We start from the raw sequence: 15,061 nt of genomic DNA, 5'->3' as shown, positions 1-15,061 counted from the left end.
AATGGCGAAACCACCCCACGCATATCCAAACCCTGCGATACAGTTGTCGCAGGCGATTGGCTTTGCCGGATTGTGGGGTGGTTTTTCTTTTTCGGTCACTTTTGCTGCGGCACTGATGACCGCCATGATCTTTAATATCGGTGCAGTGGCACAATCGCTTGCCCCTGAAACAGGACCAACCGGGATCGATATCATCCCGACAGATTTGCCTGCCCGCGCGTCAAGTGTGCGATCAGGCAATCAGCCTCTCAGCCTCCTGCCCGGAACAATTTCAACTGAAACCCGGCTTAAGGAAGAAATCGAAATCCCCTCCTTGGCAGATCAGTATCAACGGACGATCAACGGTAAACCACCAATCCGTTCGGTCCAACCAGTCCGTCAAAGGACACCAAAGCCCACGGAAACTCGGATTACCCCGGCACCTTCAATAACTTCGCCTCCGACTCAGACCACGCTGCCCGATGTGACCGTGCAACGCACGACGGCATCTGATCTTGTTGAAACAGCAACGCCTGTGTCGGCAGTCAACGGTGGTGGTTTCCGGATTCAGCTTGGCGCCTTTCGCGACACATTTACCGCTGAAACCTATTGGGCAAGCTTTAGTATCCGCTATCCGGAACTGGCGAAATCGCACGACAAAAAAATCGTATCCGCCGATCTCGGCAGTCAGGGCATTTATCACCGGCTGCAGCTTGCCGGATTTGAAGACTCGGAGTCTGCGCAAAAACAATGCCGCCAGCTCAAGGCTGACGGCACCGATTGTTTTGCAACTGCGCGCTAGACCAAGGCTCAGTCAGCAGGTGCAAGCAGGACAATCTTGTCTACGATCAGGGTTGTTGCCTCGGTACAGGTCGTCATCAGTGCCAGATGGCCGGTGATGCGTACCTTATCGCCCGGGCGCAGCCTGCTTGCCTTGTTGGCGAGTGCATAAAGCGTCCCGTCTTCGGCACGGAACGTAACGCATTCCTGCCCCTGATCGGTGATTTCACCACCAACCGTAAAGTTTTCTTTTTGCAGGAACGAACACCCTGCCAACGCCAGAGCCACACCCGCAACCGCGATTTTTCGCGCCAATCCGGCCCCAAAAAGGTACTTCATCCGTCGTGCTCCTTTGCGTGATCGACCGTGCTTCGTCACAAATACGCTTCATGTGCGTTAATGTTCTTGTAACGCCATGAAAGATAGAATGGTTCCACCCCTTTTAAGGGTTTCGGTATCCAATGTCATTGAGAACAAGACGCCCAATGGAAAAGTCGCAGATAGATTTATTGATAGAGCTTGCTGCTGATTTTCAGCATCAGACGGCAATCAACAATCGCGCGACCGAAGAAACAGACGAAAGCGAACAACGTAGTGCGCTTTCGACATTGGTTGATCTTGCCCGTGACATGCAAACCCGCCTTGATCAGCAGCAAAACCGGATCAGACAGCTCGAACTCATGGTCGAAACCGATGAGTTGACCGGGCTTTATAACCGTCGCGGCTTCATGAAGCGCACGCGGGAGGCAATCTCGCGCGCGTCACGGACCGACGAACGCGGCATTCTGGTCATTGCCGATCTTGATGGCTTCAAACAAATCAATGACATGCACGGGCATGCTGCGGGGGACGCCGTCCTTCGACATTTTGGGCAGAACCTGCGCACGCACACCCGGTCTGATGATTTTGTTGCCCGCTTTGGCGGCGACGAATTTGCCATCCTGATGACCGGCAGCGATCCTGCCGCAGCGGCAAAACGGATTGTGCAGCTTCAGAACGCGACCGAGCGATTCCCGCTGATATGGCAGGGCAAGGCGCTGTCGATCAGGGCAAGCTTCGGTCACGCATCCTTTGGCGCAAAATGCGATATTGCCGATTTGATCCGCGAAGCTGATGAAGCCATGTACGATCAGAAGCACAGCCGCCGCGAGGCAAACGAGCCCCGGAAAGCCGACCATAACGCCGCCTGATATCCGTTAAAACAGGATGTCGACCTCACCCCCCTAACCTTCCTTGTCGATTATATGCTCTGCTGCGCGCAGACCGGCCATGAACACCCCATGGGGTTGTACCAACATAGTCAATCAGTCGACCTGAAATCGGCTCTCCGAGACCGTCAAATCAGACGGCGATCCATCACTTGCGTCGTGTGAGAAATCGATCTTTTGAAGCCGGAATGTTTTTTTTGCCATATCAAGTGCAAATCCTTCATATCCTTTGTAAGATCGCTATTTATGAGAGACAGGCAAAGCTGCGGCTTAGAAAAACAAACAGGCGGCTTACGATGACGGGTCGAAAATGACAGACAGCACCGGCCACTCGGCGGAAACGAATGACCAAGACCTTCTGGCAGCCATGGCATTCTGCTGGGCTGACATGCTTCTTGAGGTCGATGAGAACGGCTATATTCTGTTTGTCGCAGGCGCGACCGAAAGCCTTCTGGGATGCACGCCAGACCGTCTGATCGGCGAAGCCTTCGAGAAAATTGTTGTTAAGTCCGAACGTCCTTTGCTGCGCGCCTATCTTCACGGCGGCACTGGGCTGAAACGCCTTGAAGAGCTTGATCTTGATTTCCAGCTTTGCGAGTCCGACGGCAAACCGGTTCAGGAAACTGTGCCGCTGTCACTCAGCGGCTACATGATCGCCGATCCTTCAAGCCGCTATTACATCGCAGCGCGCCACCGCGCCATTCGTCCTCGGGCCAGATCGGGCATTGACCGTATCATTTTGCAGAATGCCGTCATTCGCCAGAACATGAACGCCGAAACCAGCCAGACCGGTTCGGTTGGTGATCTTTCAAGCATGAACTACCATAACGAAGCCTTGGTCGTGCTCGAAAACCTGGCTGCTTCGCGCTCCCAGGCGGAAACGGCCGCAACCAATGAATTGGCACGTCTGATCGGAATTGGCGCCAAGCAATTCAATGCCAGTGTGGTTAAGGATCAGGAACAGTCACGACGACCGCACAAAATTCATCCGGTTGACGAACCGATGATCGAACTCGAACGCCGTATCGTGGCCTATGCCAGTGCGCTGCGCGCCGACCTTGAGGAAATTGATAAAACCACCTCGGCCGAGAATATCAGCGGATTGATGTCGTTGACCAATACCTCGGGCGTTAACGGCAAAAATACCAAAAAGTCCAAAACAGCAGACCTGTTTGGCAATGACTACGAAAGTGCTCGGAACATCCATCATTTCGATACTGAGAATGCCGAAAGTGACCGGGATACCAACCTGACACGGGCAGTTGCCTATGCGCTCAACCGGATGCAGCGCAAGGCACAGAATGACGTCACCGCCGCCCGCCTTTCGGCAAGCCTGCCGCACCTGATCAACGAAACACTGAAGTCCGTGCGTGCCTTCCGCGAGATTGTAGAAAATGGGTCCTTTGCAGTTGCATTGCAGCCGATTGTCCATCTTGGCAATCGGGAAATGCATCATTTCGAAGCCTTGGCGCGTTTTAACATCGGTGAAAGTCCGCTCGCTGTTGACCAGATCATTCATTTCGCCGAGGGAACCGGTCTGATTACCGAGTTTGATCTGGCAATGTGCAGCAAGGTTCTTGATCACCTGCGCGAAAATCCTGACAGCATCCCCTACCCGGTTGCCGTCAATCTTTCCGGCCATTCGCTTGAACAGGCCGGTTTCATGCCGGCTCTGATCGAACTGCTTGGCAACTATGACATCCCCTCGGAACAAATCCTTTTCGAAGTTACCGAAACGTCGCGTATTCGCGGATTGACCGATGTGAATAACGGGTTGCAGATGCTCCGAGCCCGCGGCCATGCGATCTGTCTGGATGACTTTGGTGCCGGGGCTGCCAACTTCGAATATCTGAGTGCGCTTGATGTCGACATTATCAAGTTTGATGGCGGGGCAATGAGAACTGCGCTTGCCAATCCAAAAGGGCGCGCATTTCTTAAGGCGACCGCCCTGCTTTGTCGCGATCTTGGTATTCATACGATCGCCGAAATGATCCACGATCAGGCCAGTTACGAACTGGTATGTGATCTGGGTATCGACTATGGTCAAGGCTATCATCTGGGGCCGCCAATCACGATTGGCAGCGAAGACGATTATCACAAGACCAATCTCGCCAGCTCAAATAGCAGTGCCGACACCGACGATCAGAACGCGTCGACCACAACAGGAGGACGCGCATGACTTCCCGTCATCCGGTGGATCCGCAAAACCAGAACACAGACTTTGCAGACGATCTGACAAACTACGATGCCGACGTGTTTACCCTTGACCCCAAAGTCATGGCCGAGGCCGAGGCCCCCGTCATCGTGATGGACGCAAAGGGCGTGCCGCTATTTGCCAACAAAAATGCTGTCGGCTTTGCCAATGGCATTCGTGACGGCCTGTTCCCTGAAATCTATCAACTGATCCGACGCGCCCTGACCACACCGGGTGGCGTGGTTGAACTGATGACCTTTGAAGTCCAGCGCGGCACCGCAACACTGGAGCTAACTGCCCTGCCGACCACCAAAAACGAGGTCATGATCCTGCCGCGTGATGTCAGCATGGACCGGAACTTGCGTGAAGCACTGATCGACTCGCGCCAGCGCTACCGCGACATTGTCGAAGTATCGTCCGCCTTTGCCTGGGAAACCGATGAAACGGGAAAGTTTATCTTTGTCTCTCCGCGCGGAGCACTTGGATACCGTGCTGATGACATTGTCGGACGGTTCCCGGGGAAATTCCTGCTTGATACTGCCGATCAGGACAGCGAACACGTATTTCGCAGCCAGAAGGCCGTGCGTGATGTCCCGGTTTGGTTCCGGCGTTCGAACGGACGCGATGCGTGTCTTTCGGTTTCATCGACGCCCGTCTATTCGCGCGACGGGGTCTGGATCGGCACACGTGGTCTTGCCCACGACATTACCGAACAACGCCGCCGCGAAAGCGAAGTCGCAACCGCCCGAAATCGTGACCGCCTGATGACCTATATCGTGCGCACCATGCGTGATGAAATTGATCCACTTATGGTCCTTAAGGGCGCGTCAGAGGCCAGCACGCGTGCATTGGCCTGCTCCCATTGCGTTATCTTCAAACGAAATGATGAAACTGGCGACCTTGAACTAACCGCCGGCGATGCAGACAAGGCGGCCAATGAGATCGCCCACCAGGCGCTTCACCAAATGCAAAAAACGAATGAAACGTTTGATGCCCATGTCGGGAACTACCGGCTCATTGGCCTTCGTTGCCATTATCATCAGCGCAACAATGGCGCTGTGATCTTTATGTTTGATGCGGATCACCCGGAACCAACCGACGGCGAACGTGCCATCATGACCGAGGTTGCCGATCAGGTCGGTATCGCCATTGAACAGGCCATCCAGCATGAACGCATCCTGACGCTTTCGCGTACTGATGGCATGACCGGACTTCTGAACCGTCGCGCGTTCTTTGAGGAACTCAAACGTCGCCACAGTCGCCTGCGCCGTGAAAATGCGCCTGCGGCTTTGATGTATGTCGATATGGACAACTTCAAACTGGTCAATGATATCCATGGCCATCAGGCTGGCGACGACGCCATTCTTACGTTAACGCAAGTGTTACTTGATAATGTGCGGCCATCTGATCTTGTAGCCCGCCTTGGTGGCGACGAATTTGTTCTGTGGTTGGAAGGTGCTGATATTCCGGCCGCGTCGGCACGCGCCAAGACCCTGATGAAGGAAAGTGCCGTTCTTGGAAAATATTCCGGGGATGCCGAACATCCATTGGGCATTTCCGTGGGTATTGCGGTTCACGAACCTGATTCAAAAGAAACGCTTGAACAACTTGTGCAACGCGCAGATCAGACCATGTATCAGGTCAAGAAACTTGGCAAAGGCCGTTTTGGTATCGCTGCCGCGCCGGGGTCAAAAGACCCGGCAAAAATCGAAGTTTAGGAGGAATGCCCGATGAAGGGATTTTTGCAGCGGGTATTTACCAAGCGAAGCGAAACGCCAATCACCTATGACGAAGCCAAGGAAATGGCGGCAAGCCCGGATGCAGATGTTCGCGGCAAGCTGGCACAACGCCATGATACCCGCCCTGAAATCCTGTATTTCCTCGCCACTGACCACGATTCTTCCGTTCGTCGTCACATTGCTGCCAACCAGGCAACACCAGTTCAGGCCGATGTCCTTCTGACCGATGATAGCGATGACAGTGTTCGCGGCAGTCTTGCCGAGAAGATCGCGCATCTTTCTGCCGGTCTGACCGCCCACGAGACGGACAAACTGCGCCGTATGACCTATGAGGCGCTCGACAAGCTTGTCCGTGACCAGGCTGTTCACGTCCGCCAAGTGATCTCTGAAACCCTCAAAGATATTGCCGACGCCCCGCAGCCAATCATTCAGCAGCTTGCACGCGACGCCGAAAGTGTCGTTTCTGGACCGGTCTTGCAGTATTCGCCGGTTCTGACCGAGGAAGATCTGCTTGAAATCATTGAAGGCAGCTCTGGTCGTGGTGCGCTCAGCTTTGTGTCGCGCCGCAGAAATGTTGGTGAAAAGCTTGCCGATGCCATTGCCGCAAGCAGTGACAAGGATGCGATTTCCCATCTGCTTGGCAACAAGTCTGCACAGATCCGCGAAGAAACGCTTGATCAACTGATTGATCGCGCACCGGACTACCCGGAATGGCACGAACCCCTTGTCAAACGCCCAACCCTGACACCGACCGCAGCCGGAAAACTGGCGCGCTTTGTCGCCGAAAACCTGATCAGTGTGCTGGAACGCCGCAAAGACCTGAAGAAGGACCAGCTTGATGCGGTCCGCGAAGTCGTTCAGCGCCGTATCGCATCTGGCGAATTCGAAAAGCGCGACGACGTTGCGACCGATGCGAAAAAGATCAAAGCCGACAAGGAAAAAGCCAAACCGTCGGACAAGGCAGAACCGAAGTCTGACAAAAAAGGCGAGGTTGCAGAAGACGGTGACGAAGAACAAGGCGAACCTGCCTTTGAAAAGGCACTTGCCATGCATGCCAAGAAAAAGCTGACCGATCAGGAAGTGGCAAAGGCGCTGGCCGCAAACGATGTCAAATTCGCCCGCGCATCGCTGGCCGTTCTGGCCGGAATTTCGCCCGACGCCGTATCTAAGGTGCTGAACACCCATTCGGCAAAAGGCGTTGTGTCCTTGGCATGGAAGGCTGGCCTTCCAGCCGATCTTGCTGTGAAAATTCAGGTCAAGCTTGGTCACGTGCCGCCGAGCCAGACACTTAATCCCCGCAGCGGAAATCAGTATCCGCTAAGCGAGGATGACATGAATTGGCAGCTTGAATTCTTTACCGGCATGGCGACCAGCGGCGCACGCTGAGGTCCGCCGCTATTGGTCATTCCTCCTGTCGGACCTATTTCAGGTTCGCCGGGCGTTCCATGCTGATATGGGCGATACCGTCTTCGTCATATTCATCACCGAATTGCACGAAGCCGAGGCTTTCGTAGAAACCTCGAAGATATAGCTGCCCGTTCAGGTAGATCGGTTTGCCTGCAAACTGCTTTTCACAAACCTCAATCGCACGGCGCATCACCTCGCGGCCAATGCCCTGCCCGCGCAAACGATCGCTGGTAACAACACGGCCAATCGCGGGACGGTCACCTTGTTCTGCATGGTCGGGATCAATACCCGGTGCAACGATACGCGCAGCAGCCAGAACATCGTCCCCCTCATAGGCAACAATGTGCCTGCATCGCGGGTCAAGCCCGTCTATGTCGGGAAATATGCAGGTCTGCTCGATAATAAAAATCTGCTGGCGAAGCTTCAAAAGGCTGTGCACGTGGCGCGCGGACAGATCATCAAAATCACAATCCAGCCAAGTCAGATTAGGTGGGGTTGGCAACATTCAGGGAACTTTCATCGTGTGGGGCCCTTTAAAACCCCGTCTCAGGTACCGGATTTTTCAATGTGATAGATAAAAACATCTTCGTCCTGTTCAGACGATATCAGTCGATTACCGGTCATCTCGCAAAAGGCTTTCATATCAGCAACAGAACCGGGATCGGTCGCAAGGACTTGCAGAATCCCGCCATCCTTGACGTCACGCAGTGCTTTTTTTGCCTTCAGAACGGGCATCGGGCACATCAGTCCGCGCGCGTCGAGAATTGCATCATGGGGACCACTTGAAGATGTCGACATAAGAAACCTTATAAAAAATACGAAACCGGTCCGATATAGCGGCAATTGGCGATTGTTGCATTTGCACAATATGTTAGACTGAACCACAACAATCAATCAAACGCTGTTAGCCCGCCCGCGATGCAAATCTATCTCCCGATTGCCGAGATATCGGTAAATATATTTCTGATCTTGGGACTGGGCGGCGGGGTCGGCTTCTTGTCGGGTCTTTTTGGCGTTGGTGGCGGCTTTCTGATTACGCCGCTTTTGATTTTCTATGGTATTCCCCCAGCCGTATCCGTGGCAACTGCTGCGAACCAGATTGTGGCATCTTCTGTGTCGGGTGTGTTCGCCCATTGGAAGCGCGGTAATGTCGACCTTAAAATGGGTCTGGTTCTTCTGGCAGGCGGTATTGTTGGGTCAACCGTCGGTGTCTGGGTATTTGCCTGGTTACGATCGCTTGGTCAGATCGATCTTGTTATTTCGCTCTGCTACGTGATCTTCCTTGGTATCATTGGCGGCATGATGCTGTTTGAAGCCACGCGCGCCATTTTCCGTACACGGCGTCGCGGCGGCCAAATCCGCCGATCCAAGAAACATCAACACAGCTTTATCCATGGCCTGCCCTTGAAAATGCGGTTTTATCGCTCCGGGCTTTATATCAGCGCCCTGCTGCCGCTTGCCGTTGGCTTCTTTGTTGGCATGCTGACCGCATTGATGGGCGTTGGCGGCGGCTTTGTGATGGTGCCGGCCATGATTTATCTGCTGGGCATGCCAACCGGCGTTGTCATTGGCACATCGCTGTTTCAGATCATCTTTGTCACGGCCAACGTCACCTTCCTGCAATCAGTGCAAACCCAGACGGTTGATGTCGCCCTTGCCATCCTGTTGCTGATTGGCGGCGTAATCGGCGCACAGTTTGGTGCGCAGTTTGGCTCCCGCCTCAAGGCGGAACATCTTCGTGCCCTGCTTGGCCTTTTGGTTTTGTCGGTCTGCCTGAAGCTTCTGTTTGATCTGGTGATTACACCAAGCGACCTTTATTCCGTAATGCCGGGGGATCTGTGATGACAGTACCCTCAGCCATTCGGGCCGCAGTTATGATTGCCTTGGCACTGCCGCTTTTAAGTATCGGGGCTAGCCCCAAAAAGGCATCGGCTGATCCGCTGGTTGTCGATTTATCCAACCATCTTGTGGCCATCACCACCGGCTTTACCGGCACCAATGTTTTGTTGTTTGGCGCGGTCGAGGAAGAAGGTGACGTTGTCGTCACGGTGCGCGGCCCGGATCAGGACATGGTGGTCCGAAAAAAAGAGCGTAAAGTCGGCATTTGGGTCAACAGTGAAAGCGCGCGCTATAAGAACGTGCCAGCCTATTATGCCAGCGCATCAAACCGCCCGATGGACATCATCGCATCCCCGGAGGTCTTGCTCGATTACCGCATTGGCCTTCAAAATCAGCGCTTTATAGGCGAAAGCAAGTTGAGCGATGATGATCAAAAAGTCTATCGCGAGGCGCTGGTGCGCAATATGCAAGGCGCTGGTCTGTTCGGTGAACGCCCGGCCAAGATCAGTTTTCTGTCCAATCAGCTGTTTAGAACTGATATCCATTTTCCGGCCAATACGCCGACGGGAACCTACACCATCAATGTGTATCTGATCCGGGACGGCCGTGTTGCCAGCGTCAAAACCACACCACTGGTTGTTTCAAAAACCGGCATCAGTGCCGAGGTTTATGAATTCGCCCATCGCTACTCGGCCCTTTATGGCATTATTGCCGTGATCATTGCCGTGGTTGCGGGCTGGATTGCCAGTGTTGCATTCCGCAAACGCTAACAGCGCGCAGCCCCACTCACCATCAAAACGCGCATTCCGTGCACTTGCGATTTCGCAGTCGCAGCATAACTGTCAACCAGAATGCACCGCATAAATCTTTGTCGTCATTACCAAAAATCACTTGGAAACCGGCATTGAGTTGCGGCACAATTTAACTGTCCGCTCGTAACAACAGTCCCACATCTGTTCAGTGTCGCAGCGGTTAAGTGCAACTGTTCAGAGAACCCATATGCCTTCTTTTGATGCCGATCAGGAACTTCGTGCGACTTCGAACAGGACATTTCTTGTTGTCGTGGATGACAGCGATGAGATGACCAAGGCATTGCGTTATGCCTGCCGTCGCGCACAACATACCGGCGGTCGTGTCGCCCTTCTGAGCGTCATTGAACCGGCCGAGTTCCAGCATTGGATGGCGGTTGGCGATCTGATGAAGGAAGAAGCCCGCGATGCGGCAGAATCGCGGGTGAACGAGCTGGCCGCCTATGTTCATGAACAAACCGGCAGCATGCCGCTTCTGTTCATCCGCGAAGGACGTCTCAAGGACGAATTGCTGAACCTTCTTGACGAAGAAGAACAGATTTCCATTTTGGTCCTTGCCGCAGGCACAACAAGTGAGGGTCCCGGCCCGCTGATCACGGCATTGACCAAAAGCGACACCGTTGGTCAGTTGCGCCTGCCGCTAACCATTGTGCCAGCGGCACTTTCCGAAGCTGACATTGACGCGCTCAGCTGATCAAAACTGATCTTACATTGCCACGCGCTGTTGTTCTGAAATGCAATTATCCAGAAACTGCATATAGGCATCAAAGGATGATTTCTGGCCAAACAGAATGTGTGACCGGCTCTTGATGGCGTGCGAAACAACCGAGCGACGGCGTTTATCGGTCGCAAGCGTCAGGGCCGTATCAACGAAATCGGCCGAATGATAGGCAACGCAATCAAAGACCGATATCTGACGATAGCAGGTATGACTGCGCCGGGACCGCGCCGCATTACCCGGCAAGGTAACAAGCGGCACACCAAGGCCCAGACAATCAAAGGCCAACATCGCATCATTCCATGCCGGACTTTCAAGCACGACATCCACAGCACATAGAAGCGACAATAAATCACTCCGGTTGCGCACATTCACAAACCGCATCCGACCGGCAACATCGGCATGATTGATGGCAAACCGGCGTCCCCATGCCGCATCCCAGCTATCACGCTCCGGCGCAATCAACAGAAGCTCTGCGGTTTCATCCAGCCGCAAGATTTCGGCGATCAGTGGATCGAACTCGGCCGTCAGGACATCAAGCGGCTGCGGGCACAAATAGGTATTGCGGTCCTGCGCCAATCGCCAGCGCCGCTGCAACTCCGTTGTCGACATCTCGACAGGTTCGGGCGGGGTGGCATTCACAAACAAGCCCGGAAGGCGAACCAGCTTCTCGCTGAACCGCTTTTCACCGCCGGCTGTTTCCCAATCCTCGGCGATCAGATGATAATCAATGTTGGAAAGACCACTGGTCGCGGCAATCCCGCCACCGGAAATCTGGAGCGGCGCCAAGCGCCAGCTTGCCAGCAACATCGTATAGGCATCCGCCTGCGGATCGACATAGTGCAGAACATCAAGGCCAAGCCCGGAAATCACCCGTGCCGAATGCAACGGATCAAGCGGCAACGGCACGACAAGGTCGGCATGTTCGTCAATGCGGGCGGTAATGTCGTCCTCGCCCGTCGGCGGACGAATGATTGTCACATCAAACCGGTCGCGATCAATCGCCTCGGCAAGGCCTTCGATCCAACGCCCGACGCCATTATCACACATATTGGCCGAAACGATGCCGATGCGGATTTTCCCACCGAGCCGCGTGGCAGACGCACTGACTTCTGGCACGTCATAACCGGACACCAGACGTTCCCAGTAATGACCAACCGCGCGTAACTGCTTGTCCCCTTCCGGGCGCAATGCGGCGCGCCAGACCGGCGGAAAGCGGGTCAGAACAATGGGATCGATCCGGTCAGAACCAACAAATTCAAGGTCTGGCTCAAGTGCGTCTTCATCAAGCGTATCATCAAGAAGATCACGCACAACTTCATCATTCTGGGCGGCAAGATCGGTCGGCACGGGGGCAAACAACAAACGGCGTGCTGTACGGAATAGCGCGGTATTCTCGCCCGCGGCAATTTTGCGATCTATCCCGCTTTGCAGGACCGACTGCGCAGAGCCTGTGTCGCCTTCTTCGGCCAGCTCGACGGCAAGACGGAAAACCGCGTCATCCCCACCACCGGCCCCAATGGCCGCGCCAAACTGTTCAACGGCCTCGCCATGACGGCCAACAAGGCTAAGCGCCTCGCCCATCATCAGCAACAATTGCGGATCTTCCGGACTGTGGGCCAATAGCGGCTCAAGTGCACCAATCGCCTCAAGCCCCTGCCCGACACGCAAATTAAGCAACGCAAGGGTCCTGCGCGCCTTCGCGTCATCCGGATCAAGGGCCAGAACCTGTCGCAGGCAATGTTGCGCACCGGCAAACTGACCCAGTTGGAAAAGTGCATCGCCATAGGCGGTCAATGCGCGCGGATGACCGGGTTCAAGAGACAACGCACGGCGCAACGGTTCGCTTGCGGAAACTGTGCGGCCCTGATCCAGGCGAATTTGGCCAATCAGAACCAATGCATTGACGATGTCGTCACGCATCTTAAGCGCGGTCAAACAAGACGTTTCAGCGCCTTCGATATCGCCCATCGCATATTGGCAGGCGGCATAATTGGCATGAATTTCGGCGACATCCGGGGCCAGTTCCAGCGCACGTTCATAATTTTCCCGCGCGTCTTCAAGTTCATCAAGCTGGCGATAGGTATTGGCGATATTGCAATAAAGAGCCGGGGCATCCGGGCACAACCGAATGGCCCGCTTGAACGCGCCAACGGCGTCACGCAATTTGCCGATGGCCTTAAGGGCCTGCGCATGGTCATGCTGAATTTCTGCACTATTGGCATCGGCAATGGCGGCGCGCCCCATGCGCTCTGCTGCCAGGGACTGATTACCATGGCGCATCGCAACGAGACCGGCCAGATGCATTGCCTCTGCGGCCTGTGGGAATGATCGGATCATTCGCTGACAGGATTCTTCTGCCTCTGCGTATCGACCTGCCTCATACAGGTTCAATGCAGAACGGTAGATGTCGGCAAAATCAGACAAGGAATACCTATTACCCAAGAGAAAGCAGATTTCGTCCCACCATAAGGTCCAACCGTTAACAAACCACGTCCTTGATGGAATTTTTCAAAACAATTCATGACGGCGAAGTGATCACTTCTCTAACCGGTTGCAAGAACACCTTTTTCTGAAAAATCAGGAAAACTTCCCTTGATACCGCATTGAAAAACAAAGAAACCCTCCGGAGTTTCCTCTGGAGGGTTTCGGTACAAAATATCAAATGCAGGTCGTTGGGCGTACTCAACCAGCGTGGCTGTAGTATCGACCAAACCGGTTTGCCAGAAAATCTTCCAGCCTGACTTCTTCTTGTCGCACGTAACCGGTTGCCGGCAATTTACCGGTCAGAACCATATCCATCACGGCACACAATCCGGCCGATGTCGTAATCTGGATCGCTGACCAGTCGATATCGCCAACGCGCGTGCCATGGACCTTGCGAATAAAGCTCTCTTCACAAAGCTCGCCTCGCCGCGTGCCGACAGCATCGGCAAAGATCACGATCACGTCCTGCTTGGTGACTGGCAGGGCATTTTCGAAGATTTCCTTCATCATCTCCGGGCGTTCGCCAAGTCTGAGGTCCTCGATCAGGATTTTAAGAATTTCCTGATGCCCCGGATATCGCACCGTCTTGTAGTCAAGGTTATCAACCTTGCCTTCAAGCATGTCACACAGCGCGCCCACGCCACCCGATGTATTGAAGGCCTCATACTCCGTACCGTCGATGGTAAAGCGCTCATAGCCTTCGAGGGGCAGCACTTCGACCCGTTTGCCATTCAGGATCGCCTCGCACGGGTTCAGGTACTCGTTGATCAGCCCGTCAGTTGACCAGGTCAGGTTATATTTCAAACGGTTGGTAGGGTTTTGCGGCAAAGCCCCGACACGCAAACGAAGCTTGTTTACATGATCGAACCGCTTGAACAAGTCATGTGCAGCAATGGAAATAAATCCCGGCGCCAGACCACATTGCGGCACAAACGCGCATTGCGCACCCTTGGAAATTTCGCGGATAGCGCGGGTGGTTTCGACATCTTCGGTAACGTCAAAATAGGATGCCCCAACCGCGCGTGCGACACGGGCAATCGCCACGTTCAAGAAGAACGGGCATGTCGACAGGATCGCATCATGCCCTTTGGCAACGTCGGTGAGTGCGGCCTCATCTGTGACATCCACTTTAACCAAAGTGGCTGCATCATCTTCGGCACATATTTCCAGCATTTCGCCACTGGCATCGGCCAGCGTCACCGCATAATCCCCACTTTCATTGAGCATCACCGCAGCAATGCGACCAATTTTCCCGGCGCCGAGGATCAAAATCTTTTTCATTTTCTCTAACTCCCGAACGAGCAGACATCTTCATTGTCGATGTCGTACCTGCCCTGATCATGTTTTGTTTTTGCCCGATTATGTTCCGCCGCTGGACGAACGCTTTCAACCCGGCAATACTGTCAAAACACAATAAAGCCCCGTCATTTTAATGGGTAAGACCGATGAAACGTCAGATTGATGAAGTTGACCGCCAGCTTATCGCACGCCTGCAAGAAAATGCTCGCATTCCTACTGCTGCCCTTGCGCGTGAAGTCGGTCTGTCTCGCAGTGCTGTTCAGGAAAGGTTGGAGCGCCTTGAAAAGGCAGAAGTTATCAAGGGTTACACCGTTCAGCTCGGCGATGTCGCAAAGCCCGTCTTGCTGGCAGAAGTCCTGATACAGCTTGAACAAAAACAGTCAGCAGGCGTGGTTGGCGCGCTTCAGAAAGTCCCGCACTGCATTCGGTGCCTTGCGGTTTCAGGCGAATATGACCTCATTGCCGAGGTCGCCGCAAACACGCCCGAAGAACTTGATGGCGTGCTTGACCGGATCGGAGAAATGTCGGGGATAAAACGCACATCAAGCTCAATCATCCTTTCAACAAAGTTCGATCGCCGCTAAGATCGGCGCGGGGTTGGG

14 protein-coding genes are annotated in these 15,061 nt (G+C 54.2%); 9 read left to right on the top strand and 5 right to left on the bottom strand.

Going from position 1 to position 15,061, the window contains the following annotated elements:
• The first annotated feature begins 1 nt into the window (after position 1).
• Positions 2-781 carry an SPOR domain-containing protein gene (locus DY252_RS11230; protein ID WP_064789588.1) on the top strand — a complete coding sequence of 260 codons (780 nt, stop codon included), beginning with the start codon at positions 2-4 and terminating at the stop codon, positions 779-781.
• Between the two features lie 8 nt (positions 782-789).
• Here DY252_RS11230 and DY252_RS11225 read toward each other — a convergent pair whose 3' ends face one another.
• Entirely contained in the window at positions 790-1,098 is a 309-nt protein-coding gene (locus DY252_RS11225) for a DUF5818 domain-containing protein (protein WP_008890840.1), read from the bottom strand.
• Between the two features lie 146 nt (positions 1,099-1,244).
• Here DY252_RS11225 and DY252_RS11220 point away from each other — a divergent pair, with 146 nt between their 5' ends.
• The 4 genes from DY252_RS11220 (at position 1,245) to DY252_RS11205 (ending at position 7,286) form a co-directional block, all read left to right on the top strand.
• The gene (locus tag DY252_RS11220; protein ID WP_063089926.1) at positions 1,245-1,949 is read left to right on the top strand and encodes a GGDEF domain-containing protein; all 705 of its coding nucleotides are present in this window, start codon (positions 1,245-1,247) and stop codon (positions 1,947-1,949) included.
• A 328-nt stretch (positions 1,950-2,277) separates the two neighbouring features.
• Entirely contained in the window at positions 2,278-4,146 is a 1,869-nt protein-coding gene (locus DY252_RS11215) for an EAL domain-containing protein (protein WP_064789587.1), read from the top strand.
• Positions 4,143-5,879: a sensor domain-containing diguanylate cyclase gene (locus DY252_RS11210; RefSeq protein WP_064789586.1), complete on the top strand. Its 1,737-nt coding sequence runs from the start codon at positions 4,143-4,145 to the stop codon at positions 5,877-5,879. Before DY252_RS11215 ends, DY252_RS11210 begins: the two co-directional genes overlap by 4 nt.
• 12 nt (positions 5,880-5,891) lie before the next feature.
• A complete protein-coding gene (locus DY252_RS11205) occupies positions 5,892-7,286 on the top strand; it encodes a DUF2336 domain-containing protein (protein ID WP_064789585.1) in 1,395 nt (464 codons plus the stop codon).
• Positions 7,287-7,320: 34 nt separating this feature from the next.
• On the opposite strand, the gene DY252_RS11200 is transcribed toward DY252_RS11205, so the two are convergent.
• A complete protein-coding gene (locus tag DY252_RS11200) occupies positions 7,321-7,812 on the bottom strand; it encodes a GNAT family N-acetyltransferase (protein WP_064789583.1) in 492 nt (163 codons plus the stop codon).
• A 41-nt stretch (positions 7,813-7,853) separates the two neighbouring features.
• Positions 7,854-8,105 carry a sulfurtransferase TusA family protein gene (locus tag DY252_RS11195; protein ID WP_063089936.1) on the bottom strand — a complete coding sequence of 84 codons (252 nt, stop codon included), beginning with the start codon at positions 8,103-8,105 and terminating at the stop codon, positions 7,854-7,856.
• 120 nt (positions 8,106-8,225) lie between these two features.
• On the opposite strand from DY252_RS11195, the gene DY252_RS11190 reads away from it, so the two are divergent.
• The 3 genes from DY252_RS11190 (at position 8,226) to DY252_RS11180 (ending at position 10,649) form a co-directional block, all read left to right on the top strand.
• Positions 8,226-9,149 carry a sulfite exporter TauE/SafE family protein gene (locus DY252_RS11190; protein WP_008890848.1) on the top strand — a complete coding sequence of 308 codons (924 nt, stop codon included), beginning with the start codon at positions 8,226-8,228 and terminating at the stop codon, positions 9,147-9,149.
• A complete protein-coding gene (locus DY252_RS11185; RefSeq protein WP_064789581.1) occupies positions 9,149-9,916 on the top strand; it encodes a TIGR02186 family protein in 768 nt (255 codons plus the stop codon). The genes DY252_RS11190 and DY252_RS11185 overlap by 1 nt, the downstream gene beginning before the upstream one ends.
• Before the next feature lie 229 nt (positions 9,917-10,145).
• Positions 10,146-10,649 (top strand): universal stress protein, encoded by a 504-nt coding sequence (locus DY252_RS11180; RefSeq protein ID WP_064789579.1) that lies wholly within the window; start codon positions 10,146-10,148, stop codon positions 10,647-10,649.
• Between the two features lie 12 nt (positions 10,650-10,661).
• Here the strand turns inward: DY252_RS11180 and DY252_RS11175 are convergent, their stop codons facing one another.
• Positions 10,662-13,067, bottom strand: coding sequence for a tetratricopeptide repeat protein (locus tag DY252_RS11175; RefSeq protein WP_231959761.1), 2,406 nt, complete (start codon positions 13,065-13,067; stop codon positions 10,662-10,664).
• A 291-nt stretch (positions 13,068-13,358) separates the two neighbouring features.
• Entirely contained in the window at positions 13,359-14,465 is a 1,107-nt protein-coding gene (locus DY252_RS11170; protein ID WP_269451528.1) for a saccharopine dehydrogenase family protein, read from the bottom strand.
• Positions 14,466-14,605: 140 nt separating this feature from the next.
• On the opposite strand from DY252_RS11170, the gene DY252_RS11165 reads away from it, so the two are divergent.
• The gene (locus tag DY252_RS11165) at positions 14,606-15,043 is read left to right on the top strand and encodes an Lrp/AsnC family transcriptional regulator (protein ID WP_008890855.1); all 438 of its coding nucleotides are present in this window, start codon (positions 14,606-14,608) and stop codon (positions 15,041-15,043) included.
• Positions 15,044-15,061 lie beyond the last annotated feature (18 nt).

It is taken from the genome of Thalassospira indica (assembly GCF_003403095.1).
In the GTDB taxonomy this organism is placed as follows: Bacteria; Pseudomonadota; Alphaproteobacteria; order Rhodospirillales; family Thalassospiraceae; genus Thalassospira; species Thalassospira indica.
This window is presented reverse-complemented; position numbering and strand designations above follow the sequence as displayed.